Origin of the sequence: Pseudoalteromonas sp. SR41-4 (assembly GCF_014163985.1) — a bacterium.
GTDB lineage: Bacteria > Pseudomonadota > Gammaproteobacteria > Enterobacterales > Alteromonadaceae > Pseudoalteromonas > Pseudoalteromonas rhizosphaerae.
Genome location: NZ_JACJEI010000025.1, coordinates 49005 through 75703, shown reverse-complemented (window position 1 = coordinate 75703; position 26699 = coordinate 49005). Strand labels below are relative to the sequence as shown.

Sequence of the window (26699 nt, the reverse complement as noted above, 5' to 3'; positions counted from 1 at the left end):
AAAGTAACTCAATACTTCGAAAGAAAAGCGGTGATCATTAAATGATGCTGGCACAATATTCGTAAGTAAAGAGCACATAACCTCAACAATTCAAAGTATAGATTATTAAGGTTCAAAGACTATAAATGGCACAAAGCCGTCCTTTGGCTCTAACTCTTCTTTGCCCCGAAATCATTCAGAGCAAATGCTCACACAACTCAACGGGCGTACTTTTACCCTACTAAATCTAATCCAACTTTCATTATGGAGGATGGGCTTTTGTTTATGTCAATAAATCGAAAATTGACTACATGGGTAATGAGGATTAGAGAACTATTTTAATCAAAACTCTCAATATTATTGACTCATAAGATCAATTTTTTCAGCACCTTACTAAGGTTCGACTATTAAAAACTCGCTTGATTTAAGCATTTATAGTGTCATTAGGTTACATTTTTCGTGCTAAACTGGTGTCAATAAGTCACAAAGCTAGTATACTAATATAAGTAATTGAGGAGGTTTTAATGTCAGTATCACAGCAAGTAACCAGCTATATAATGCACCAGCGATATGGTCGTGTCTTTACGCTTGATGATTTCATGAAAAGTTCAAACCTTGAATCAAACCGAGCGGCAGTCACTGCACTCAGCCGCTGTGTTGACATGAAGTTAGTCAAACGTCTATCACGTGGAGTCTATTACAAACCCCAAAAAAGCCGCTTCGGCACTCTGCCTGTAGATACACAAGAATTGATCAAAGCTCTCAGCCGAAAAAAACATGCTGAATTCGTTATATCGGGTGCAACTGCAATCAACGCTTTAGGTTTATCAACACAACTCCCTATGGTTAGGAGTTATATGATGACGGAGCGTGTCAGAGCAGATCTTAAATCCGTCAATATAAAAATCGAATATAGTAAAGCACTTGAACATTTTTCGAAGCACTTAAAAATCAGCGATAAAGCACAGAAGAAACAGGCTTTTATATTTTGGAGTGCGCTACATTACATAGGCAAGGATAGGTTCTCGGATTATAGAAGTCCGTACACTTCACGTTTTGAGAAGACATTTAGCAGTAATGTTAAACAAAAGTTTTTGCAGGCTCTTCCGCCATCAATGAACTGGGCAAAAAAAGAAATAGGACATTAAATTGAGCAAATATTTAGAACTATCTGCTTCTGAAAAACGTGAAGCATTATTGGCTGCAGAGGAGCAGCATGAAAGTAAACTTCCAGCATACATAATAGAAAAGGATTATTGGGTTACACAGACTTTAAACATCCTATACACAAAGATTGCTCCTACGTTTTCCGAGAAATGTGATAAGCCATTTCTCTTTAAAGGTGGAACGAGTCTTTCGAAAGGCTACAGCCTAATTAATAGAATGTCTGAGGATATCGACCTATCTTTTTCTTTAAACCTCCTTGGTTGTCAGCCTATTGATTTAGTTAAATTTACCAGTAGGAAAGCCAGACAAGCTGAAGCTATTGTCATCGATAAAAAAGCTGAAGAATTAATAAAACAACATCTCATTAACCAACTTACTGAACATTTACAAGCACTGGATCCAGAAGTCAAAATTGAGATTGAGTCTGATGCACCACTTAACATCGCCATATACTACCCTAAAGCTCTAAACGAAGATGAATATGGAAGTGCTGCTCAACAAAGAGTTTTGCTCGAAACAGGTGGCCGTTCTGACAATCATCCTGACAAGTTCGTTGAAATAAGCCATATGTTGGGCGAGGCTATACCAGAGCTTTTAGATGATGGTTTTGATGTTTTAACCTTGTCTCCTGAAAGAACAATTTTAGAAAAGATGTTCGCAATACACACGAACCATGTGAAAGAGTCCTTGGCTGATAAACATGCTCGACATCTGTATGATATTATCGAAATTGACTCGAATTACCCAGACTGGTGTACAAATAAAGATTTGTTTGAAGTTGTAGTTAATTTTTGTAATATCTACTACAAATGGCACGCTGATTCATGCTCAACAGCCTTGAAGGGACCTTTAATGCTTACCCCTCAGAATTCAGATATGACGGATAAGTATAAAAAAGATTGGGAAAGCATGGCAGATATGTTTCCTAAAGCTGAACTTCCCTATTCATTCGATGATTTAATAGATAGCGTCAAATCGATTGAAGTTAAGGCAAATGGTAGTTTCTACGCTTGATTTACCGTATATGCAATAAGCGGCAATACTTTTAGTCTTTTCTTGTCTAAAATATAGTCATTCTATATCTGAGATATTTTCTGATAATGTTCGGGATAATCTGTGATTTCGAATAGCAACCTTAAACCATCCCTAAAGACTCTATAGTCAAATTTGTAATGGCATAATGTATTTGGTCGCTATATTAGAGGGATTGTAAAATCTCGGTAATCCGTTAAATGCTAATTTAGCAAAGTCACTGACTCGTTTCTGTCCAAAAGTGAGTTTCGAACTTTGCTGTCATACTTTATTTGAATAGCCACTTTGATAGCGCCTAAGTTTCAATTTTTATTGTCACATTTGACCTCTGGTAGCCACAATAGAAACGAACTTCGGAAGTAAAAAAGTTTTAAACTTTAATGACCTCCGACATTTATCACTCCATTGTTTATACTTTTTTGAGAAATTACCAATGATTAAACCCAACTTTAGTCAGTAACATGCTTGTTGATCCAATCCCATGTAGCTTTATCTAACCACCCTGCGTAATCACGAGTTACCTTTATTACTAACAAGTCATCATTATCATCTATCTTTTTTCTGAGCCTGTCCGATAATTGCTTCGCATTTTCTGTTGTGGATATTAACCAAACCGAATCAAGTGCATGACACCAGCCCGGTGATAACTTTATCTCATCGTATAGCGCACTGTAGCTTTGCCCAGATTTATTTAAATCATAAGTTACACAAAAAACTGCCATAGAAACTCCTCAATATAAAATACACTAAAAACATTTAATTAGTTGTAAATATTATTACTTATCTAAAATAACAACTTCTTTTGGTGCCTTCTTTATTGCTTAAAATAGCAATATTTCATCTAAACATTCTGCTCCGATTTTATCCTTTCAAGAATAATTATTGTGACACTTATAAGGTTCTCTTCTTCGAAGCTATGACACACTAACCGACTGTTCTAACCATCCATCCACGAGTTTCATTTGCTGCATAATTCTGCGACGATTGAGTTACTATACCCTTGCGCTTTTTTGATCCGTAAATTTCGTTTACACTCCCATTCATCTATCGGATCACTTTCATTCCACTCCTGCATCATTTGCATAACGTCATGATCCAACGATACACCATACATCTGAACCATATACAAATACACGCGAGCGATGTCTCCTCGTACCTTCTCTGCTGGTTCGGCTGTATCAGAGTCAAAATTCACTTCAAAGTCACATTGGCCATAATTACGAGTCTCACCGGTAATTATAGAAAACTGAAAGTTTGACCGATCTGCATTTAATTCTCCAACGGCTGGCGCCAAATTAACCAAGTCATCATGAACACGACGAAAAGTAGGCACGGTTTCATATGCGCAATCACGACCTGTTAGGTATTTACCATTAGGTTTTTGACATTCTGAGTAGTTTTCTTGGTTCTTCCATTGATCTAACTCGCCACCAATTATATAAGCCGGCATAATATGCTCCCACTCTATTCTTGATACACGTGCATTCGGTTTACCAGAGCTAGTAATTGGATTGCGGGGAGTATAGCCACACGACAATGCATCAATCATTGTTTCATGGGTATTACTATCATTGTCAGTATCATCTATGTCGTCAAAAACAAAGTCACACTGACAATAAAAAGTCACATTATAGTCGTAATAAACTTCTCTTTCGGCTTTGGATTTTGCGTTACTAAAGCTAGTTGCATAGTTTTCAGGCAAAGGAGGGAGTTGTATTCTAGTAGTAACGCTATCGCTTATTTCATTATGGCAATGGTAATCATTATTCACTTTATCAGTGTGGCAACCTTCGGCGTTTGTTCTACCACTATGAGATTGAACTGAAAAAGCAGCTATGATCAAAACAAATAGTACGAATTTATATATCACAATGACTTCCCTGAAAGTTATTTTTTAGTTCCTAAAACATTTTCAATCATTAAGTTAGTATATTTTAAATATAAAAGCCAGCCGATAGAATGAGAGTTCACTGGTCATCTAGCTAAGTATACTGACTGATGCCTTTGTGTGCTTGAGGTGGCAGTTAACGTGTACTAGTGTGATGATCATTGAGGGGATTTTCACGGTCTAATTCACCTGCGACTTTATCCCTATTACACAGGTTATAAATTATTTTGCAGTGCATCAATGCGTTTCGCTACTTCTTTGAGCTCTAGAAACCCTCCATTTTCAATTACCTCTAGAGGCGAACGACCTGCAAAAAAATCATTATTGTTTCTCATTTTCATAAACTTCCTGACATTTTCGGGGTTGCTAAACATATGCCGTAATGCGTGGTGAATATTTAATAGACAGCTAATACGTTCTAATTGCTCGTTGCTGAGCTTCACAGTCTCAGGAGCCGCCTTAAATTTATCATAAGAAGTTTTTGAGAGCTTAAGTATACATTGAGCTTGCTCAGAACTGTTTTCCAACTAAACTTTATTGAGCTTGTTTAGCTCATTACCAATTGCGATGTAGTGATCACCCGTAAGCTCGTCATGTGAGCATTTCGACATAAAAGACCAGGCATCATCAAAAGGTGTCATTTGCTCAAAATAGCCAATTAACTTACCGTTAAAATATGCTTCTTTTGCACCTGTATTTATATTTGTTTTAACTTCAATCGTCATGGCCTGAAATCCAACTTCACTTACGATTTCTTAAAACATCACTTCTTGATAAGCCAATAGCGCCCAAAACATCATCCAACGGCAAACTAGCCTTTGCCTCAGCAATCGGCTTCTTACCTAAATTTTTAGCTATTAGCACATGAATTAACTTATCAGCCTCAAATACACCAATGCCCAATCTACACGAACTAGGCCAAGCTTTTTTAGCTTCATATTTACGTACTTTCATAGCTAATGAGGCCTTGCTGGCTCTATAACCCCTCAATTGGTGTGAATCTTCTATCACCCACTCATTTGATTGATAACTTATAACAGTATGCAGTGTTGGCTTAGGGTTTAATTTTGGGTTAGTCAATTCATATAGCTTAGTTAAATCATCTTTATCCAATAATCTACGTTCATATTCAGCCATACCTTTCTCCACTCGATAAATTTAAAGCACAAACTACTCTGTACATCCAAATCTGGAAATACTCTGGAAACCTACACTTTACCTAGTCTAGAAGGCTTTTCCAGAAAAAGTGAAAAATAGCAAAGAAATTTGGACTTTTTTGAGGTCTGGAAAATAGTTTTCCAGATCTATTCATATTTAATATATCCTAATTTTGACAGTAGCTTTGTCTATCTTTTGATGATTAATTTTTATTATTTAAAGAGTATTTCTTTAGGGGAGCTAGTAAGTATTTCAGCACCCCAAATTAATTGTCATCAGGGAGTTTCATGTTGCGCATATGGTAAATTTGGTTTGCCATTAAGCGTGCCATTTCATTTACACTCAAAAAATCAATTCGTCCATTTGGTAGCTTTCTCATATTTTTTAATCCATCCATCGTTATATTCCCATTGAAATGACATTTACCGTGTTTCATTTGAACACTGAGATAGTGAAATCTCAACTCAAACTCTTCTCTAGTATGGGGAGTATCATATGTCTCAAGCTTCATAACTTCTCCAGTGTTAATTGTAGGTTATATGTGCAACAGTTTTGAAATCAATTTCTAACCGCCAAATAATGTTAGTGTTAATAGCGCGATAGAAAGACTTTTCATTTATAGCAAGGAAGCACCCTTCATTCATCGGTGCTCCTTTATAGTCATCCAATACACGACCTGACTTCCAGTAACCTCTTGTGATGTCAGAGCTATTAATATTGGTAATTTGCATAAAATGATATGCGGGGTTTGCAGGTGTAAACCCTCCAAAATATGCAGGATTGGCTACCACATTAGCGCAGGTGTCAAGGTCACTTACACTGGATTGATTGATTTGTTCGGTAGATAAAAATCTGCCAGAAATCAGTGGGATGCTTTGTTGTGACTCTGCAATATATGCTGTTAGTCTAACAAACTTTAGCTCACCTTCTAACAATAGTCTCTCACAGTAGTCTAAATAAACTTTTCCTTCATGAACTGGAGTAATTTTATTAGATTTAAACCATTTATCAACAGGAGAGTTAAAGTTGATGATGCGTTCTTTGGTTAGTGAATTAGGATTATATTGTCTAAATAGACTCCCTATGTATTCATAGTTCTTTTCAGACGCATTATCAGTAAGCGCTACTTGGAATACATAAAATACTTTATCCTTCCAACGTTGGGGAGGAGTAGTGCTACTAGAGTAACCTTCAGCCAATAACTCTTCCAACTCTAAAGCCTTTTCAATTGGTAATGGTGAGCAGATCTCCCTCATCATCTTTTCGGCTTTAGCTACGACTTCATTATTTATAGCACCATATTGAACAAGTTTATCCCACTCATACTTGATAGTCTCAGCCCATTCTGGTGACTCTATTTCATCATGATTTAAAGAATTATATTTATTAAAACGATGCCTAAGTATGTTTAATGCATCTTGTGCTGATTGAGATTCCTGTATTACAGCTTTATTAGCTAGTTTAGTTAAAACAGAATACCTCCCTGTGTGTCTACAGTTGTTTAATATAGATTCAAAATCTAGCGTGTCCGCAAGTTGATCCCATAACTTTAGATTAAAAGGTATTAGCTCAATTGCACCACAAATAATATCTGAGTGTGATCCTGAGTCCATAGAGAATGCTTTTGGGCTGAAAAATTTAATAAAAGAAGGATAAGATTTTGATAGCCAAGATGTTAACTCAGCTGCTTTTTCTCTTCTTAGCCAAGCAGGGTGGTTAAGAGTATGGCATAAAAGTTGTGTTAGACTTTCCTCAAGACTACTCCCCACTTTATTATTTGATTTTTCCTTTGTGTAGCTAGTAATGTATTCTGAAGTATCTCCGACTATTATATTGATATGCTCAATAGTATACTTTAGTAGTTTATTTTGTATGTCATGTGATGACCGCTTCCCCAGCCAATCAACTAGCCCTTCAGCTATTTGCCAGCGCTGAGTGTTTGTTTCATTTAAAATAAGTGAAGAAAATAGTTTTACTATTTCTGGGACTGAGTCGGTGGTTTGTGCCAATAGAAAACGACTTCTGCTAGTTGTTGATAGGCTTTCTCCCCAAATAGTCCAACCACCACCTTGCATTGCCTCCATCCCTGCTAAAATTTTACTTGTTGCACTCGAGAAATTATTTCGGCGAAGTAAACTCTCAGCGTTATCTAATAACTTCTCTGCAATTTGGGTTACTGACTGTTTACCAAATATACCAGGAATAACCATATCATCAGAGTTACGGCCTAAGTTTTCATCTTTATGCACATCAGCATTTGGAGCTAACGACTCATCATTATCTGTAATTTCCTCTTTTTCAATCTCATTGATCAGAGTTAATTCAGTTTGAAACTTTGTTTCAAACTGCTCTCTGAGTCCCTCGGAAATAATTGAAAAAATTGTATTAATAAACTGAGCTTTACTTAATTCGTCATTAAATTCTGACTCACAGATTATTTCTAATCTATCAAAAGCTTTACTCACTGAACTTTGGTCATCTGAAATATTATTTAAGATTAATCCATATGCTTGGGTAAAGCTGCTATAATGGCGATCGTCTCCAAATTGAAAACATTCTAGAAGAGCCCAGCAAAGCTGCCAGTCAGCAACTTTATAAATATTTTTAACAATCAATACTATGCAATCTTGCTCGTCAAGAGCATTGCCAGGAAAGCGAGATCCCCTAAGTTCATTGAGCCGGTCAATGTTATCTCGAGTGACTTCGATGTGCATCTGTTCTAATGTGCCATATGTTTGTGTAATAAAGTAATCTACAGCAATTTTATACTTACCTTTTACACACAAGGCACCAATAAGATCTCTTTTGGCGTATCTAACAAATCTTTGAAAAGTCATTTCTCCGCTAGCTGCGTCAAGTATACCTGCAATATCTTTGATAACTTCATGTTTTAAGTTCGAAGTAGTACTTAAAGATTCGAGTGCGGTAATGCATAAACCAAATTGGTCCTCTTTATACCAGCTTGGCCCCATTGAAAGAGATAAAACTCTCTCATAGGTTCTTTTTGCTTCCTCTTGTGCGTCTAATTTTTTATATAAAGCAATTATTTCTAAAAGCTCAGGGATCAGTTCATATCTATTTTTAAGATTTTGACTTACATACTTGTTCCATTGATGAACTAAATTGAAAACAAGATCTTCTGATTGAGAATCTATTTTTTTTCTCGTTAAACACTCAATCGTATTCTTAAGTATTCTTCTAAATCCCTCTGAATATATTCCATATTGAGTATCAAACTGAGTATTAAGATGGTTTATTAAATAGCTAATTTTGTTTTCAAAACTTTGAGATATCGTCTCAGCTAATTCCTTGTAAATTAGCGGGAAAATACCCTCAGGTATGTTATATGAATCTTGCCATTGCTCTCGCTCTGACAAAACAAACTTTATATTATCAATAACGCTTTTATTGAGTATATCCCATACATTTTCTAGCTCTTTAGCATCACTACTTTGATTGTATTTTCTTGCTTTGCCACTACACCAAGCAACTATTTTACAGATGGAGCTTATGCTTTCTTCCCAGTTGTTATTAGTGAATGGGATAAAATTCGGACATTTAAAGCAAGTTTTAGCATATGCTTTTAGTCGCCAGTCAGACATGTTTTGAATGAAAAGGTATTCATCACTCGTGATTCCGTCTTCTCCGATGAAGGTAAAGGAGCTCAACTCTTCAATTTCTTTACTAAAGGTTTCTATAATTTCTTTTGGCGCATTGAGAGTTAAAAGAGCGCTAGTAGCTACACTATTTAGTTTATTAACTCCACCACCACATTCAGCAATGATGGTTAGAAGGTCATTAAAAACTACTGTAAGTATACTTCTATTGGCAGTTAAGCCGTAATAGCGACATAACTCAAAATAAATAGGAATCGAGGATAAAATAATTCCTGTGTAGTCACTGATAGGACCTCGATAGATCTTGCGTAGCTCTGAAATAGGCACGTAGTGTTCCAGTAGGCACATTGCGGTTGCTTGGGAGTTAGCTACCATTTCGTTTTTGAACGCATCGCTATACTCTTTATTTTTTGCGTTGGATGAAATAACTTCCGACCAATAAAGTTGAAAGTTCACGAACTTCTTATAAGCGGATTCGTCACCAAGTCGAGTTTTAAGCATGAAAAGTTGAGAGTACAAGCTAAAGAAGTTCATAAATTCGTCATATGGAATCCCATCTCCACTTAATAAATTTTCAAACTTGTCCTCAATAAACATCTCTGTAGTTCTTGTTAGATTGAGAGCTTCTTGATTAGCTTCTTCATTCGAGAGGTGTAAAACTATTTTGAAAGATTCTTGAGGAGGTATTATTAACTGACCATACCTAACTACATGTTGCAAAACTTCTTCTTGTTTCCCAATAGAAATAAGTGCTCCAGCTGTCAAACTAGCTGATTGAGCAAATAAAACGCTATAGCGGAAATTAATTCTTTGGGACAATAATAATATTCGAACTGTTTCAGCTAAATCACCTAACAGTGTTGCAGCCTCTAAGGTTTTATGAATATCAATTTGCAAAGTGTCAGGCTCTACTCCTTGTAGGACACATTTATCTACCCAACTTTGATTACATAATAGAATTACATGAGATTTATCATCATTCTCTATCTTGAGGCCGTGATAAATTAAATTAAGTAAGCCGTATTGACTCTTTTGATTTTTTTCACAAAACTCAAATAGTCTCAGTTGAATACTCTTCTCAAGCAATTGAGTTTTTTCAACCAAAAAGTCTGAAAATGATGAGTGATAGACGGTTGTTTCATTCTCATTTAAAAGTAAGTGTTTTATTCTACTATGAGTACTTATTAGAATAGCTTGTTCGCTTTTATTTAAAATCTCCGAAAAGAAACTAATAGGAATCCCCCATCGTAATCGAGCAACAATTGCTAATAGATTTACCGCAGCTTCATCGTTTTTTAACTGTGACCAAAGTAAATCGTAGTAATTTCGGATTGTTCCATCAATCAGGGGGAAATCAGATAACTCTTTTTTAGTTAATCCTGAGTTTACTAGGTCTATTAAATAGCGAAGGTATAGAGGGTGTCCTTGAGCTCTTTCACAAATTAAGTTTACAGTTTTAGGTACTGCAAATTCATTATATAGGTTGGTATAGCAGAAACTTTGGGCTGAATTATATTTCAGGGGAGGGAGCGAAATACATAAACTTTTATTCAACCTTTGTCCCAATTGAGCTTCAAATTGTTCATAGTTAGGGGCTGCTAGAACAATAATCAAGCCTTTAGGTAGTTGTATTGGTAAAAGCCCAATGAACTTACTTAATAAAGCAGGGTCATGCCGAGAAATTTCGTCAAGCCCATCAATAAATAAAATACCTACTTTTTTATTTAAATCATATTTATTGCAAGCTATGGAAAGGAGCTGTTCTGTTTCTTTTATTAACCTGTGGTAATCATAGTTATCTGTCCTTATAGGAGTCCCGTTTATTAATTTTGATACTTGCATATTTAGCCAATTAAAGAACTCTATAGGCTGTGCTAGCTGTACTGCATTTTTGGACTTCTGACTTTGCGAAAAGCAATAAGTAGCGAAGTGTTCAAGTGAGTCATTCAATGGGGAGTAAGTATCACAAAAAGTGGATTTTCCTATCCCATGAGCGCCGTTAATGAACCTATAACTATTGCAATTTTTGGTGAGTAGTTCATCAAACTGCTTCACGAATTCAAATCGTGAAGCTATGGTTTCATTATTAGACAAACTTTCTTCTTGTGTTATTGGAATATCATTTTGAGCTAAAAAATGTCGTAGTGTGAAAGTTGAAATGACATGTAATGTTTTCTCAATTGAAACTCGAATTATTCCAACGCAAGCTTCATCGCATATTAAAGCAGCTCCAGAAAAGCCTTTATAACTACTTAGAGATAATTCTTGGTTAATACTAATTTCGATGTCAGATTTTAGTTTTGTAGCTTCAAAAGTTTGGATTATTTTTCCTTCTAAACGGTGACCGATTGTTAGTTTAGCTACTGGCCATCCATAAGAGTAGAACTTTGAACCATCTAGTGGCATCTGACAACTGATAGTTAACGGAGTTAAGTCGGGTTCTGAGTCGAGCTCTAATAGAGCTACATCTAAGCTCTCATCATAATCCAGCACTTTTGCTTTGTGAGGTAGTTTGGTTGTGCCATATTCAAAAACAACATCAACCTCATTGTTACTCTCAGTCGGATCTTCCAAACAATGGCTTGCTGTCAATACTAATTTTGAAGACACAAGAAAGCCAGTTCCTGACTCCTCACCACATTGAATTCTACATGTCGCTGATTGTGCTGTTTTATCTAGCATCTTAATCCTTTTTGATATTAATCCAATTTGTAGCATTTTCTACAACTGTGAAAGTTGCTCCAGTGGTTGTTTGATAGTTTTTAAGCTTCCTAGATGCTGAGGTTGAATAGTTAAAGTAAATAGTTCTCATAAAATTCGCTTCTCTATCAACGATTGCACAAAGGGGTTCTAAATCGGGGTGATTATGATTTCCACTACCATTAGTTGAAATAAAAAATGCCGGTGCATCTATCAATTTTAGGAGCTCTGGGCTGGTGTTGTGGATACTACCGTGATGAGATATTTTTATTGCATCAAACTCTAAGTTATCGCCTTGAGCTTTCATTGCATTTAATTCAACTATAATATCTTCGGCCCAAGCGTCAGCTAGCATAAGTACTCTAACACCGTCTAACTCAATTATAGTTGCAATTGAACTTCCATTTGTTTTTGACTCATCAGGTGAGTATATATCCTCAAGCTTTATATTTTGGCCAGAAGATGTTAATTCTGGGAGCTTGGTATTTTCTTCTTGCCTATGTTCTAAGCTTAGCTCAAATGCATCATCGACAATTGTATTTGATGTAACAGATTCAGTAAGTCCATAACGCTTTAGCTCTTTTTTCCATGAGTGTAGAAGTTCTTGTAGTCTTAACTTTGTAGGGGTTATAACTTTTATTGAACCATTAGGAAGAGATGTGTATGAATTCTCTTCTACGCATATGTTTTTTAAACCATGTTTCTCATTCCAACAATATCGACCTTTATTTATCAAAGTTGCTAGTGTACTGCCTTGTCTAGCGCTAATTTCTTCTACTTGCTCAGTTTCTGCAATTAAATTCTTGGGGTGACCTCTTCTTATGAACGATTTCAGGATTTCTAAGCTTTCCTGTGAAATTTCAGAACTATTTGGTAATGAAAGGCTTCGAAGACTATTGTGCCAAACTTTTTTGATCGAGATAACTTTACTTAATATTTTACTTTCGTTCAGTAATAAAAGTCGGATAATTCCGCCAATATGATCAGCATCAATATGAGTTACAATAACTAAATCTAGAATATTACCTTTACTCGCTAAGTTATCGAGATCTTGTTTTATGTGTTTATCGAAGGTCTTTGCATAACCGCCATCGATCAAAATATTAGTATCGGAAGAGCAAATCAAAAATGCATCTCCATTTTCGGCTGGGTACATTTTAATTTTCACATTAATTTCCCTTTATTGATTTTTTTAATTCTTGTTTGTTAAAAATATACTCTCAGATCAATTGTTATAAAAGTTAATGTGTTGGCGCAGCACTTAATCCAAAAATATCAAGTTAGTATCAGGTTGTTTATTCTTAAACTTTAGTTATTTAGTTGATTTTTTGAGTTCCTTGATTAGCTCAAGCTTTTTCTCCGTGTCTAACTTTGATATTTCAATTACTAGCTCTGCTGTTGTCTCATCTTCACAGAAAAAATAATTCAATGGAACATTTAGTTCATCAGCGATCTTTTTTAGAGTCGTTAAATCTGGAATATGACGGCCTTTTTCATAGTGGTTCATGCGACCACTCGCTGAGTTTTCATCCATACCGATAAGTATCCCCAGCTGCTTTTGAGTAATACCTGACTTAGCGCGGGCTTGTTTGAGTCTAATTGGGATTGGATTTTGGAACACAAAAGTATCATTTTTTCAGTCTCTAATAGCTTAGATTGTCTAAGTTTTACAATAGTTTGTACACTTAGGAATCCTAAGTCTGATTTGTGGGTATGTTCTTAAAATCACTCTCAAGCATAAAACTTAGTATTTCTAAGTTTTGCATTGTTCTATATACTTAGCAACCCTAAGTTTTCTTAATTGTTGTAGTATAAGAAATGCCCCACGTTATCAAATTAAACCAACATATTTATTCCCTTTTGATCGAAAAAGAGTGCAATGGCTTTACAATTGTCGAGCTCAGGGATGAGTTATTAACCGTAACTGATACATATCAAGATATAGATGAGGCACGTAAATTCATTTATAGACAAACGACAGCTCTTGAGCGGAAGGAACTCCTAAATTCAAAAGGAAGTGGCCGCCATAAAAAATATTTTAAAACTGAGCTGTTTAATAACGTTACGTTTGTGGCGAAACAGGTTGTAATTGAACAAGAAAAATCAATTAGCAGTAATACTGATAATCAAGCATCACCGCTTGTTGAAACCTTATTAAATGAAAAGAAACACTTTGAGGCTGAGCTTGCAATTTTATTAGGGGAAGTTGATGAATATAAAGCTCTACAAAAGCGATTCCCTGAGCACCTTAGCTTGTTCTACTCTGCATTAGATGATGCTAAAAATAATTCAGCTAAGTTATTAGGAAAAGTTAACGCTTTAACTACTGTATTGGCCTCTTTGGATAATGGTGCACGGCAATGTTGAGAAGTTGGCAAAAAGAATGTGTTGAGTTAGCGGTAAAGAAATACGCTGTTAGTGATAAGCACTTTCTATGTCAGGCTACTCCAGGTGCTGGTAAAACAATAATGGCAGCATCATTGGCCAAAACGTTATTTGATAAAAAAATGATAGACAGAGTGATCTGCTTTTCACCATCGGTTGAAGTGGCTAATAATATCAAAAGAACATTTGGAAAAATAATTGGGTGTTCATTTGATGGCTCATTTACGGCTGTAGGTGTTTCAATGACTTATCAAAGTTTATGCTCCATTCCTCAAAGTACCTGGGATGGGCTAAGTAAATACCGTACATTTTTTATTTTTGATGAAATACACCATTGCTCGTTCTCGCAAGATAAATCTAAAATCAATACGTGGGGTGAGAGAGTTGTTTTCCATTTACAGGATATTGCAACTTACACGCTTGCGCTATCAGGCACTCCTTGGCGCTCAGACGCTCTTCCTATCGCTTTAGTGAACTATTCTGACCCAGAAGGTGAGTTGATATGCGATTATCAATACAGCTTGAGTCAGGCCATTAGAGATAATGTGTGTAGAGAGCCAAAAATAGTTTTAGTTGATAGCAATAATATTTCGGATGGTCACGATACATATGGGTCTATAGCTGAATTTGTTAGGCAAGCTCACTCAACGTACCAAGAGGTGCTTAATAATGACTCTGCACTTAGATATTTACTAAAGTTAGCCGTATTAAAATTGTCGGAGATAAGAGCTTCAAACCCAACTGCCGGAGGCTTAGTTGTCGCGTCTTCAGTTAAGCACGCTGAAATGATAAATAGTTTATTAATTGAAGAATTTAATCAAACGTCAACCATAGTTACTTACTTACACGATAATTCAACACAGAAAATTAATTTATTTAAGTCATCTACTGAACAGTGGATTGTTAGTGTTGGTATGATCAGTGAAGGGACCGACATACCTAGGCTACAAGTATGCTGTCATTTAAGCTCTATAAAAACAGAGTTGTATTTTAGGCAAGTTCTAGGGCGCATTCTTAGGTCTGGCAAAGGTAAAATTGAATTCGCATGGTTATTCACATTTGCAGAAACAAGCTTAGTTGAGTTTGCTGAGCGTATTAATATTGATATACCAGATAGTTGCTCTTATGTTGATATGGAATGTGACACAATCTTGGTGAGAGAAGATATATTTAGACCTTTAACATCGCCAAAGATAAACAGGGATAATAAGTTAAAAGAAACCCTTGATAAACTCGTTCTAGGGGGCCTAACTTCAGAACGCGGTATAGCTTATGATGAGCTGCTTTCAGGTTGTTCATTAAGCAGTATACAAATTAAATCACTTAGAACTAGAGTTATAGAAGCATTTTTATAGTTCCATAAAATGAGCCATATTCTGTTTATATTATCACTCTTAGTACATAAATAAGGCTAGCTTTTATTTGACTCTGCTAAGTAATGGGAAATTTTTTAGAGATAAGTATCGAAATTATTGCCTCAGCTACATCCTTGATTTCACCATATTATTAATTTCAGAAACAACTTTTAGGGTAATAAATTTATTCCAAATTTACTAACGACGAATGCAAACACTCCAAAAATAAAACAAGTTATTAAGGCGCTGAGGCCGAGTGATGGCCAAAAACCAAATCGGTGTAGTAATGATGGAAATATTAAAAACATCGGTAAGGTAGGCACAACATACCAAAATGTGTACCAGGCATGACTCGCAATTTTCTCTGGCGGCTGTTTTTCAACGTACAACCAAATCATCGCTAAAATGGTTACCAATGGAAGTGCTACAATTAGTGCTCCGAGTTTATCACTGCGCTTTGCGACCTCTGAAACCGCTACAACAATTGCTGCTGTCACTAAGTATTTAAAAATTATCCAACCCATGTATTACTTTCCTTTTTAAATAAAAAATAAAAACCGATTGCCTATCGGTTTTTATTTTGCCATGATATGGCTATGTTGTTAAGAGATATTTGATTATGCAGTTAGGCGAATTAGAAAAACTAGTACTTCAATATTTGTGGTCTTCTAAAGAAGCGGATGCAAAGCATGTGCACAGTCGTTTAGGTAAAACACGTGGCTGCACTCTCAATACTATTCAAAGCACCCTTGAAAGACTTTATAAAAAAGGCCTTCTTAGCAGAACTAAGCAGGGTCATGCTTATAATTACCGAACTAAAGTTGATCGTAACTCGCTTATAGCTACTTTAATAAATGATATTACAGCTGACTTTGTTGAAGAGGGTGAAAACAGTTTAATTGCTGCATTTTCTTCTACTTCGACTAATTTTAATGATACACAATTAGATGAGCTCGAAAAGCTTATAGAGCAACAGCGAAAACTACGAAGCGGAAAAGTGTAAACATGATTGTTGGAAATTGGGCCGTGTTTTTAAATCTAGCGAGCGCAGCGGTGACCGCTTTTATTTGTGTGATCATATTGATTTCCTTCTTCCACACCTCGCTTTGTAAAAAACTTACTATTTTCCAGTTTACCGAGCGTAAGTTCATGCTTTGGTTAACTATTAGCAGCCCTTGGTGGATCTCATTATTGTGTGCAGCTGTATTTTGGCAGGCACATCAAAACCAAATGTCTAATTGGTTGCAAGGGGTTGCTCACTGGCATCACCTAGAGGTTTTCTCTGTCTATAGTTGGCATTCGGTATTACTTATATCAGCAGCTTGTTTGATGACAAGCGCTAGCGTACATGCATTTTTTAGTCTTAATAGACATAGTTCAGCAATGAGCAGTCTGTTGGCTTTATCAAATACTCAACCTCACAAAGATTATCCCAACCAGTCTGTACACGTTATTGACCACCTTGTACCAGAGGCATTTACTGTTGGTTTTTTCAATCCAAAAGTGTATATAACCAGCGGATTACAAGCACTTGATGAAAAAACAGTACACATAGTCATACAGCATGAACTAGCACATTTAAAAGCCCGAGATCCGCTTTTTAAAACACTGTTTAGTCTATTTGGTTGGTGTTTTCCTGCGTCAACGCGCGCGGCGTTACAGCAATCTTATACGGCTTTAACAGAACAAATCGCTGATGTCGGTGCAACGCAAAGTTTTGATGGATTAGATGTGGCTCAAGCACTTATTAATGTTGCTCGATTTCAACGACAACAACATATTACGAATGACAATATATACATGAGTCATTTTAGTAATGAACAAATAACTCAGCGTATACAAACATTGTTAATGCCAATCTCCACTACGCCTAAGCTACTTTTAATGATCACCTTGTTTAGCTTTGTGGTTATCACTTTATTCACACTGTCGACTGTCGATAGTGTCCACCATCTTATCGAAACTTTTTTCATCCACTAAGTAAGGATTAAAATGAAATCATTTAGTAGTCATTTTACCCACAAAAAACCGATTGGTAGTCGGTTTTTTGTGGGAGTATTGATGGCTTTTACAGCACTGCCGTGTTTTGCAAGTGCTGAGGCTTATCAAACATTAAATCTAAAGCAAGCCATCTCATTTACGCTTGCTAACAACCCGCAATTACAGGGCTTCTTTTATCGAGATAAAGCCCAGCAAGGCAAAATAAAGCAAGCAAGTATAGGCCAAAGACCACAAATAGGCTTAATGGTTGAAGATGCTTTTGGGACAGGTGAGCATAGTGGTTTGCAAAATATGCAATCAACCTTAACTTTCTCTTGGCTGATGCAACAAGAGCAAATTGATAGTCGCGTAAAAGCAAGCCAGTCTGAACTTGAGCAGTTACGTTTAGATAAACAAATTATTGCACTTGATTTAGCCGCGATGACTGCGAAGCAATTTATTCAACTACTGGTGAAAGAAGAGGCACTAAAGCTCAATAAAATGGCAGTAAGACAAGCGAATGAAGTTGTAAATGCAATAGATAAACGAGTTCGTATTGGTCAGTCGTTGGCTATTGATAAAAATTTAGCCAAAGCTGAACTAATTAAACAAAAATTACTTGTCGAAGATCTTGAGCATGAAATAGCTAGCGGAAAATATCAGCTTTCAGCCTTGTGGGCAGAGCCTCGCACTGACTTTACACTTACAGGTAACTTATTGCAGTTACCTAAAATTGTAGATTTTCAGTCACAGTTCGAGCGCTTTAAAAATGCGCCTCGTTTGATGCAGTTAGCAAGTCAAAAACGTATTGCACAATCACACATTGAATTAGCTCAAATTGAAGCAAAACCACAATGGCAATTCACAACAGGCTTACGTCGCTATGAATCTACGGATGACTTTGGGCTCGTGGCCGGTGTTTCTATTCCGTGGGGAGCATCTGGCAGCAATGCCGGAACGGTCGCTAAGTTACGTGCCGAGCAAGATGTATTAACAGCGCAAGCGAAGAGTTTAACTCAACAAGCTAATAGCCAGCTTTATGCTTTGCTTCAAGAAGTTAAGCATTCTGTTCATGTAATTACCACCTCAAAAAATGAAATCATTCCCACGCTAGAAACCGCGCTTACCCAAGCAAAACAAGCATTTAACGTTGGTAAATTGAATTACAACCAGTGGAGTAGCGTGCGTCTGGCGCAATTAAGCGCGCAATCAGAACTACTTAGCGCTTATGAAAGCTTACATTTACAGCATATAGAAATTCAGCGTCTTACTGGCGCATCGATAGAACAATGAGATTATTTATGAAAACGACAAACTTTATTCCCTCCATAACCGTTGCCGTATTACTCGGCCTCAGCGCGGGGGTACATTCACCCGCTAGCGCAGTATCAACACCTACTACAGAGCAAGCAGAGCCTGAAAAAGGGCCGCATAATGGTCGTATGCTTCGTGAAGGAAGCTTCGCATTGGAGTTAGCGATTTTCGAAACAGGCGTACCACCTGAGTTTAGAGTATGGTTAACGGATAATAAAAACCCAATTAATCCCGACGATGTTGAATTAACGGTTACGTTAACCCGATTAGGTAATGTGATTGATGATATTAAGTTTATTAGCCAAAGTGACTTTTTACGTGGGGATATGGAAATTTACGAACCGCACTCTTTTATTGTCACAGTAAATGCGAGCTACCAAGGAAAAAAATATCGTTGGCAATACGATAACCTAGAGGGGCGAACAAAAATCGAACCCGCAGTAGCAGATGCAATGGCGATTGAAACTGCAATTGCAGGGTCTCAAAAGCTTCATCAAACGATCCCTGCTTATGGACAGGTTTGGTTACCGCCGAGTGCGCACCGCACTGTTTTTGCACGTTTTGAAGGTGTTATTACACACTTAAATGTAAAGCTTGGCGATAAAGTAAATAAAGGCCAAACTTTAATGACGATTGAAAGTAATGAAAGTTTAAACCCCTATGAGATAAAATCGCCTATTGCTGGTTTTGTCGCAAAACAAATGGCTAATTCAGGTGAGCAAACGAATAACCGAGAACTGCTTGTTATCACAGACGCGAGTCAATCTGTCGTTAAATTAGCAGTCTACCCGAGCGATTACAGCAAAGTATCTCAAGGCACTCTAGTGAGCATTAAGGCAGAAGGTAGTCTTGTGAATATTGCTGGTAAGGTATCATTTATAGAGCCAAAAGTTAGAAGTGATCAGGCAAGAATGGTGTGGGTTACGTTGGCACAACAGGCTGAGCCTTTGTTGGAAGGGAGTTTTGTTAAAGCCGATATTGAAACTGCTTCTTTTGAAGTTCCTTTAGCGGTAAAGAAAATAGGCTTACAGAGCTTTCGTGATTTTACGGTCGTGTATACAAAAGTCGCTGATGAATATGAAGTCAGGATGCTTGAGCTGGGTCGTTCAGATGCAACATGGGTAGAGGTACTAGGTGGACTGCCTGCTGGTACTGAGTATGTTACTGAAAATAGCTACATCATCAAAGCCGATATTGAAAAGTCTGGCGCGTCACACGATCACTAGGAGAGCGTAATGTTAGAATCGATTTTACGCTTTGCTATAAAGCGAAATATCCTCGTTCTTGTCATGGTATTAGCCATTGCAGGATTAGGCTTATGGAATTTTACTAAACTACCTATTGATGCAGTACCTGATATAACTAATGTTCAGGTTATGATCAACACCGAAGCGCCAGGCTATACGCCGTTAGAGGTTGAACAACGCGTTACTTTTCCCCTCGAAAATGCATTAGCTGGGCTACCAGGGCTTGTAAACACACGTTCTGTGTCTCGTTATGGTTTATCGCAAGTTATTGCTATTTTTTCTGATGATACCGATGTTTACTTTGCTCGCCAGTTGGTTAATGAGCGGCTGTCTAGTGCTCGTTCCGAGTTACCGATAAACCTTTTACCTGAGCTTGGCCCGATAGCTACTGGGTTAGGTGAAATTTTTATGTTTACGGTTGATGCTATACCTGGCGCTAAAAACCCCGACGGTAGTGAGGTAACTCCCATTGATTTACGAACAATACATGATTGGACAATTCGCCCTCAATTAATGCGGGTGCCAGGTGTTGTTGAAGTAAACCCTATTGGTGGTTACGAGCGAGAAATTCTCATTGCGTTTAAACCTGAAAAACTACTGGCTTATAATCTTACCTCAGCAGATGTTGTTGATATTATTGGTCAAAACAATCAAAACCAAGGCACAGGATTTATTGAAAAAAGCGGTGCACAATGGTTAATTCGCGTCCCTGGTCAGGTGGCTGATTTAACTGAAATCACAAATTTACCCATTAAAACCATCGACGGTAGCGCAGTGTTTATTAAAGATGTTGCCACTATAAGTGATGGTAAGGGGCTTCGTACCGGTGCTGCTACTCAAAATGGCCGCGAAGTGGTGATGAGTACCGTGTTCATGCTAATAGGAGAAAACAGCCGCACAGTTGCACAAGGCGTGGGTGAAAAGTTAAAAGAAATCAATGCCAGTTTACCCGAAGGTATAGTTGCAAAAGCCGTCTATGACCGAACTAAACTGGTAGATAAAACGCTTAATACTGTTCAAACTAACCTGCTCGAAGGGGCCATTTTAGTTATTGTTGTATTATTTATATTACTGGGGAATTTCAGAGCCGCATTTTTAACGGCTTTAGTGATCCCATTTGCAATGTTGATGACAATAACCGGTATGGTACATACGCGAGTCAGTGCAAACTTGATGAGTTTAGGGGCATTAGATTTTGGTCTATTGGTTGATGGTACGATAATTATCGTCGAAAACTGCTTACGTCGTTTAAGTATGAGAGGTGATACCCCTCTTTCTTTAAAAGCACGTTTAGATATTGTTTTTACGGCTACACGAGAGGTTATTCGACCCGCTTTATTCGGTGTATTCATCATCACCGTTGTTTATTTACCTATTTTCGCGCTTGAAGGCGTTGAAGGAAAAATGTTCCATCCAATGGCATTAACGGTTGTGATTGCTTTGCTTTGTTCAATGGCGCTTTCGATCACATTTGTGCCTGCAATGGTCGCCCTATTATTTAAAAAGCCAATTAAAGAAAAACCTAATCATATTATGCTGGGGTTAAGCCGTGTTTATAAACCAGTACTCGCATTAGCATTAAAAGGCCGCTGGGCAGTAGTACTAATCGCTTGTTTACTTGTGACATTTTTTGGTTATCAAGCAACACGCTTAGGGAGCGAATTTGCACCAAATCTTGATGAAGGTGATATCGCTATGCACGCGCTTCGTATTCCAGGTACTTCCTTAAGCCAAGCGATTGAGCTACAAAAAGTCTTGGAAGAAAAAATTACGCAGATGCCTGAAGTAGAACGCGTATTTGCAAAAATTGGTACCGCGGATGTAGCAACAGATGCAGTACCACCTAGCGTAGCTGATAACTTTATTATTCTAAAACCACGAGATCAGTGGCCAAACCCAAATAAATCTAAAGCTCAAATAGTAGAAGAGTTAGCTGCACTAGTCGAGCCTATTCCAGGTAACAGATATGAATTCTTACAGCCAATTCAAATGCGTTTTAATGAATTGCTTGCCGGCGTTCGCGCAGAATTAGCGATTAAAGTATTTGGTGATGACTTTGAAACACTCGCTACGTTAGGAAAAGAAATTGAATCTGCGATTGCAAATGTTGATGGCGTAGCTGATTTGATGGTTGAGCAAACAACAGGTCTACCTATGCTTGAAATTATACCCAATACTGAAAAGCTAAGTCAGTTTGGTATAAGCAAAGCACAAATTCAGTCACAGTTAGCTACCGCATTAGGAGGAGCTATCGCAGGCAAGTTTTATCAAGGCGATATTCGTTCTGATATTGTCGTTCGTTTAGAAGAAGTGCAACGTAGTAATGTTGAAAAGTTGGGTTACTTACCTATTAACTTACCAAATGGAAGCTCTATACCATTACAAGAATTAGCTACCATCAAGCTAACTAATGGTGCAAATCAAATTAATCGTGAGAATGCCAAACGGCGTATTGTAGTAACCACTAATGTTAGAGGGCGAGACTTAGGAAGTTTTGTTGGTGAGATTCAAGCGACTATTGAAAATGAAGTTACGATCCCTTCCGGCTATTGGATTGAATATGGAGGAACGTTTCAAAAGTTACAATCGGCCTCTGAGCGGTTAAGTGTGGTTGTGCCAGTTACATTGTTAATGATTATAGGTTTACTTATTTTAGCCTTAAACTCACTTAAAGATGCTGCAATTATTTTTACCGGTGTGCCTTTAGCGCTTACAGGTGGAATTGCAGCATTGTTGTTGCGTGATATTCCATTTTCAATATCTGCTGCTGTTGGCTTTATTGCTTTATCTGGTATCGCCATATTAAATGGCTTGGTAATGGTATCGTTTATTCGTGAGTTACGCAGCTCAGGGATGGGGCTTAATCAAGCGATAACAGAAGGGGCATTAACTCGCTTACGTCCAGTTATAACTACAGCACTGGTTGCCTCATTAGGATTTATACCTATGGCACTTAATACAGGAATTGGTTCAGAAGTACAGCGACCTCTAGCGACCGTGGTGATTGGTGGCATCATTTCATCGACCTTACTAACATTATTTTTGATCCCCGCACTCTATCGACTTTTACACAAAGAAAAGGAGTCTATTTTGACTGAAAGTGAAACGTTGGAGCGATCTGATGCCAACTAAAATAATAAACTTTAGCATAGTGATTTTAATGCTTATTTTGGCTTTATTAAGCTTTGAGGCATTAGCACACGGAGTCGATGATAGTACTCGCGCTTTTTTAGAGCAAAACCAAGGTGTACAGTTTGTGCCATTTATTTATATTGGGGCAAAACACATGATCACCGGTTACGACCATATATTGTTTTTAATCGGTGTGATCTTCTTTTTATATCGCAGCAAAGATGTATTGCTGTATGTCACCATGTTCACCATCGGCCACAGCACAACCTTACTACTTGGTGTGCTTGGCGATATTCAGATTAATGCCTATTTAATTGACGCTATTATCGGTTTTTCAGTTATTTATAAGGGCTTTGATAACTTAGGTGGGTTTAAGCGTTGTTTTAATTGGCAGCCAAATACAAAAATGGCTGTGCTTATTTTTGGTTTGTTTCATGGCTTTGGCTTAGCAACCAAGTTACAAGAGTTTCAATTACCCGAAGATGGATTACTGACAAATTTAATTGCCTTTAACATTGGCGTAGAACTTGGCCAATTTTTAGCGCTCGCAGTTATCTTAATTGCCATTAATGTGTGGCGTAAACGGCCGTCATTTCATCGTTTTTCAACATTTATCAACGGTGCGTTAATGAGTGCCGGCTTAATGCTAGTCGGCCTTCAATTAACCGGCTATATAATTAATTAATTTAGAGAAATATATGCAACATACAGTTAGTTCAAAAACACTTATAAAAGCCAGTATCACCGCTTCATTAGTTGCGATAATCGCCTTTGTGCTATTTATCCTTCCGGCAGAATATAACATTGATCCAACCGGGCTCGGTAAACAACTGGGCGTTACTAAAATAGCTCAGACATCAGCGCAAAAACCACTTAAAACATCAGATTCATTGCAAGTGGGCAGTGATGAGTTTCAAACAATTGAAGTCACTATCCCTGCAAATCGCGGGGTTGAATATAAATTTGAGATGCAACAATATGAAAAAATGACCTACGAATGGATGACCGATGGCGCTTCTTTACATTTTGATTTACACGGAGAGCCAGCAGGAGACACAACCGGTTACTTCGAAAGCTATGCAATTGCCAATTTAAGCGAAATGAAGGGCAGCTTTACCGCCCCATTTGGGGGCTCACATGGCTGGTACTGGAAAAACAACTCAGATAACCCCGTAGCTATACAGCTTTTAGTAAAAGGACAATATAAAGTAATTGGCTTAAAACAATAAACTTAAAACTTAATAGGAGAAAACAATGAATAGATTAATTCCAATAGCATTAGTTTGTATTTCATTAATGAGTACTGGTGTTCTAGCACATAGTGATCATGGTCACGTTAGCGATCAACAAGCTATTAGTATTGCAGCTAAATCAATAAAGAAATTGGCCTTTAAAGACTATGGTTTTGAGGTTGGAAAACTAAATGATTCTTGGAAAGGTATTTCTTCAGAAGCATTTACTGTCGTAAACGAGAGCGATGATACTTATATTATCCAAGCATCAAATGATAGTGAACAAGTTTATTTCAAAATAGCTAAAAATGGTCAGCTTGTAGATGTAAAATCGAAAAACGATTTCTAATCTAATTGTTAATTGGCACTGTGAGTTTTTACAGTGCCAATTAACTATTTATCGTCAAAAACACTTTTAGCTATTTAGCAATCGAAGTTGGTGAGGTCTTCGAAGTGTCAGAACAGATTGATGCTGGACTCAAAGAGATAATTCAGACTTTAGACTGGGTCAGGTACCCCCATAAATAAACTGTTCATTATATTTTTAAATTAAATACTTTACCTTCTACCTGGCAAGCATCCATATCCCAGCAGCGATCATAAACAGGTTTTCTGTAAGTGAAATAAAGCCTAACGGTACATTACTATCACCGCCTACACATGCACATTTGAGTTTGCGCTTATCTATATATACGGCTTTAAAAACAGAAACAGCACCAACACCACCAATAAATAATGAAATAGGAGCAATACTATATGCTGGCAACCCAGCTATCATTCCAATACCAACAAACGCTTCTAAAAATGGGTAAACATAGGCATACCTCACTACTTTCATCGCCACTAAGTCATAAGTGATAAATGAATTTGAGAAACTAAATAAATCTTGAAGTTTTTGTATTGCCAACACAGCCATAGTTAACGCAACAAATAGCTCCACGGTTTTCATGGAAATTAATCCATGACCCATTGCAAAACTAAATGCCAAACTTAGTAAAAATGCGACCGCGAAGATTGCAATAACCGGGGTGTAAGTTGTACCTTGCTGTCCAGCTTTTGGCTTATCAAAGTAATCACGTAAGTCGTCATAACCACCGATACGTTTATCAGCAATAAATGTTTGTGGTGTGGTCTCTACGTTGTGCTTTGCTTTAAATTTATCTGTTTGTTCACGAGAAGATAATAAGTGATCATTAACATCATAACCCTCGCGTTCTAGAAGGTCTTTTGACTTTAAGCCAAATGGGCAAATATGCTCATCTGTTGCCATTCTATAAAGCTCTGCTGATTTACTCATGTTTAGCTCCCTTTTACGTATTCTTATAAAATTTTACTTAGCATTAAAATCCGGTACAGCTCTAGATTGTGCTTGTTCCTGAGTTTCTGCTAGGCCATTTTTTTCTATATCGTTCAGTAACCACTGCATCTCTTTAATCTCACGACGCTGTGCTTCAATAATATTTGTTGCAAGCTCTTGGACGCGCTTGTCTTTGATATTAGCTCTATCACTAGTCAGTATAGCGATTGAATGATGCGGTATCATGGCTGACATCCAAGACTGATCGTTGACCGTTATTTGCGAACGTACTAAAAATAATGCGCCTACAAAGCTAATAATGCTGATCCCTAAAACTACGCTGTTTTTCTTTTTATCCTTATACATATTTAGCATAAACAACAGCATAACTACCGCCATTGCAGCCCCCATATAAATAGCCATATAGGTACGCGTTTCACTAAAAAACACATGGCTTAGCTGATAACTATTCAAATACATTAGTACAAACATGACTAATGTTGATGTGGCTATCATTAAGAAAAATTTTAAATACTGTGACATTACAATGGCTCCTTTTCAGTTGTTCAACTTGTATTTTATTTATACTAAGGGGTATTACTTACAATTTATAAGGCGTAAGCCCACTATATATTTAATCATCGCATTAATACTTACGGCTAATTCAATAACTATGCCATAAGAGTTAAAACTGCACTGCGTATTTGCTGATATGCTTATAAGTATGTTGCTGTGAATCTTGAGTAAGTACTTCAATATTATATTTATGAAAACGATTGCCCATCTCCATACCTGGCGTGCCAACAGGCATTGCCGGAACTGTCAGCCCGATCGTTTTCTGAGGGTGTTGTTCAGCTAAAAACTGCTTTATATATTTAGCTGGCACGTGCCCTTCAAAAACATACCCATCGGCTGAAACAGCGCTATGGCATGAGCGCATATTTGGCTTTATTTGATATTGAGCTTTAATTAGCCCCATATCAGCAACATCTATTGCTTTTGTTTTAATGCCACTTTCATTAATATGCTCAATCCATTTTTTACAGCACCCACAGGTTTTACTTTTATAAACTGTCAACTCAATCTCTGTTTTATCTTTTTCTATGGCCTCTTGGACTGGCAATACACTGTGTGGGTTTTCCATACTTTTTACTGATATAGACACCGCCAACATCACTGAAAGTGCAGTTGTTATGTACGTTAATCGCATGTTACT

General features: G+C 37.2%; 25 protein-coding genes. 12 read left to right on the top strand and 13 right to left on the bottom strand.

The genetic code is table 11. The features are described from left to right. Positions 1-503 precede the first annotated feature (503 nt). Positions 504-1127, top strand: coding sequence for a DUF6088 family protein (locus tag H5180_RS17530; RefSeq protein ID WP_182758737.1), 624 nt, complete (start codon positions 504-506; stop codon positions 1125-1127). Between the two features lies 1 nt (position 1128). Beyond that, positions 1129-2160, top strand: coding sequence for a nucleotidyl transferase AbiEii/AbiGii toxin family protein (locus H5180_RS17525; protein ID WP_182758736.1), 1032 nt, complete (start codon positions 1129-1131; stop codon positions 2158-2160). Positions 2161-2627: 467 nt separating this feature from the next. Here H5180_RS17525 and H5180_RS17520 read toward each other — a convergent pair whose 3' ends face one another. The 9 genes from H5180_RS17520 to H5180_RS17480 all read right to left on the bottom strand — a co-directional run bounded on the left by H5180_RS17520 (position 2628) and on the right by H5180_RS17480 (position 13162). Continuing rightward, the gene (locus tag H5180_RS17520) at positions 2628-2900 is read right to left on the bottom strand and encodes a hypothetical protein (RefSeq protein ID WP_182758735.1); all 273 of its coding nucleotides are present in this window, start codon (positions 2898-2900) and stop codon (positions 2628-2630) included. A 236-nt stretch (positions 2901-3136) separates the two neighbouring features. Next, positions 3137-4048: an endonuclease gene (locus H5180_RS17515; protein ID WP_182758734.1), complete on the bottom strand. Its 912-nt coding sequence runs from the start codon at positions 4046-4048 to the stop codon at positions 3137-3139. Positions 4049-4281: 233 nt separating this feature from the next. Then, a complete protein-coding gene (locus tag H5180_RS17510) occupies positions 4282-4593 on the bottom strand; it encodes an antitoxin Xre/MbcA/ParS toxin-binding domain-containing protein (RefSeq protein WP_182758733.1) in 312 nt (103 codons plus the stop codon). Then, positions 4594-4791 carry a hypothetical protein gene (locus H5180_RS17505; RefSeq protein ID WP_182758732.1) on the bottom strand — a complete coding sequence of 66 codons (198 nt, stop codon included), beginning with the start codon at positions 4789-4791 and terminating at the stop codon, positions 4594-4596. A gap of 16 nt (positions 4792-4807) precedes the next feature. Continuing rightward, on the bottom strand, positions 4808-5203 hold the full coding sequence (locus tag H5180_RS17500) for a hypothetical protein (protein WP_182758731.1): 396 nt from the start codon (positions 5201-5203) through the stop codon (positions 4808-4810). A gap of 286 nt (positions 5204-5489) precedes the next feature. Beyond that, complete coding sequence (avs1c, locus tag H5180_RS17495; RefSeq protein ID WP_165724367.1) at positions 5490-5735, bottom strand: AVAST type 1 anti-phage system protein Avs1c; 246 nt, start codon at positions 5733-5735, stop codon at positions 5490-5492. Between the two features lie 13 nt (positions 5736-5748). After that, a complete protein-coding gene (gene avs1b / locus H5180_RS17490) occupies positions 5749-11523 on the bottom strand; it encodes an AVAST type 1 anti-phage system protease Avs1b (protein WP_182758730.1) in 5775 nt (1924 codons plus the stop codon). Between the two features lies 1 nt (position 11524). Then, complete coding sequence (gene avs1a / locus H5180_RS17485; RefSeq protein ID WP_165724364.1) at positions 11525-12709, bottom strand: AVAST type 1 anti-phage system MBL fold metallo-hydrolase Avs1a; 1185 nt, start codon at positions 12707-12709, stop codon at positions 11525-11527. Positions 12710-12853: 144 nt separating this feature from the next. After that, the gene (locus H5180_RS17480; RefSeq protein ID WP_165724362.1) at positions 12854-13162 is read right to left on the bottom strand and encodes a helix-turn-helix domain-containing protein; all 309 of its coding nucleotides are present in this window, start codon (positions 13160-13162) and stop codon (positions 12854-12856) included. A gap of 239 nt (positions 13163-13401) precedes the next feature. Here H5180_RS17480 and H5180_RS17475 point away from each other — a divergent pair, with 239 nt between their 5' ends. Continuing rightward, positions 13402-13908: a hypothetical protein gene (locus H5180_RS17475; RefSeq protein WP_259399588.1), complete on the top strand. Its 507-nt coding sequence runs from the start codon at positions 13402-13404 to the stop codon at positions 13906-13908. Beyond that, positions 13902-15281, top strand: coding sequence for a DEAD/DEAH box helicase (locus H5180_RS17470; RefSeq protein ID WP_182758728.1), 1380 nt, complete (start codon positions 13902-13904; stop codon positions 15279-15281). Before H5180_RS17475 ends, H5180_RS17470 begins: the two co-directional genes overlap by 7 nt. A 170-nt stretch (positions 15282-15451) precedes the next feature. Here H5180_RS17470 and H5180_RS17465 read toward each other — a convergent pair whose 3' ends face one another. Then, positions 15452-15805 (bottom strand): DUF3147 family protein, encoded by a 354-nt coding sequence (locus H5180_RS17465; protein ID WP_008467186.1) that lies wholly within the window; start codon positions 15803-15805, stop codon positions 15452-15454. Positions 15806-15900: 95 nt separating this feature from the next. On the opposite strand from H5180_RS17465, the gene H5180_RS17460 reads away from it, so the two are divergent. Genes H5180_RS17460 through H5180_RS17425 form a run of 8 tightly spaced genes read left to right on the top strand, consistent with a single transcriptional unit; the run spans position 15901 to position 24535 of the window. Then, positions 15901-16284: a BlaI/MecI/CopY family transcriptional regulator gene (locus H5180_RS17460; RefSeq protein WP_008467191.1), complete on the top strand. Its 384-nt coding sequence runs from the start codon at positions 15901-15903 to the stop codon at positions 16282-16284. A 2-nt stretch (positions 16285-16286) separates the two neighbouring features. Then, positions 16287-17261 carry a M56 family metallopeptidase gene (locus H5180_RS17455; RefSeq protein WP_182758727.1) on the top strand — a complete coding sequence of 325 codons (975 nt, stop codon included), beginning with the start codon at positions 16287-16289 and terminating at the stop codon, positions 17259-17261. Positions 17262-17273: 12 nt separating this feature from the next. Further along, positions 17274-18554, top strand: a complete 1281-nt coding sequence (locus tag H5180_RS17450) for a TolC family protein (protein ID WP_182758726.1) — start codon at positions 17274-17276, stop codon at positions 18552-18554. Positions 18555-18562: 8 nt separating this feature from the next. Next, the gene (locus tag H5180_RS17445; protein ID WP_182758725.1) at positions 18563-19801 is read left to right on the top strand and encodes an efflux RND transporter periplasmic adaptor subunit; all 1239 of its coding nucleotides are present in this window, start codon (positions 18563-18565) and stop codon (positions 19799-19801) included. 9 nt (positions 19802-19810) lie between these two features. Further along, positions 19811-22954, top strand: coding sequence for an efflux RND transporter permease subunit (locus tag H5180_RS17440; RefSeq protein ID WP_182758724.1), 3144 nt, complete (start codon positions 19811-19813; stop codon positions 22952-22954). Then, entirely contained in the window at positions 22944-23639 is a 696-nt protein-coding gene (locus H5180_RS17435; RefSeq protein ID WP_165724357.1) for a HupE/UreJ family protein, read from the top strand. The genes H5180_RS17440 and H5180_RS17435 overlap by 11 nt, the downstream gene beginning before the upstream one ends. Before the next feature lie 13 nt (positions 23640-23652). Then, positions 23653-24183 (top strand): hypothetical protein, encoded by a 531-nt coding sequence (locus tag H5180_RS17430; protein ID WP_165724355.1) that lies wholly within the window; start codon positions 23653-23655, stop codon positions 24181-24183. A 25-nt stretch (positions 24184-24208) separates the two neighbouring features. Further along, positions 24209-24535, top strand: coding sequence for a DUF6488 family protein (locus H5180_RS17425; RefSeq protein ID WP_016900200.1), 327 nt, complete (start codon positions 24209-24211; stop codon positions 24533-24535). A gap of 216 nt (positions 24536-24751) precedes the next feature. On the opposite strand, the gene H5180_RS17420 is transcribed toward H5180_RS17425, so the two are convergent. From H5180_RS17420 to H5180_RS17410, 3 genes are all read right to left on the bottom strand, one after another. After that, complete coding sequence (locus tag H5180_RS17420; RefSeq protein WP_182758723.1) at positions 24752-25483, bottom strand: MauE/DoxX family redox-associated membrane protein; 732 nt, start codon at positions 25481-25483, stop codon at positions 24752-24754. Between the two features lie 33 nt (positions 25484-25516). Then, positions 25517-26026: a DUF305 domain-containing protein gene (locus H5180_RS17415; RefSeq protein ID WP_016900198.1), complete on the bottom strand. Its 510-nt coding sequence runs from the start codon at positions 26024-26026 to the stop codon at positions 25517-25519. 142 nt (positions 26027-26168) lie between these two features. Further along, positions 26169-26693, bottom strand: coding sequence for a DUF411 domain-containing protein (locus tag H5180_RS17410; RefSeq protein WP_182758722.1), 525 nt, complete (start codon positions 26691-26693; stop codon positions 26169-26171). Positions 26694-26699 lie beyond the last annotated feature (6 nt).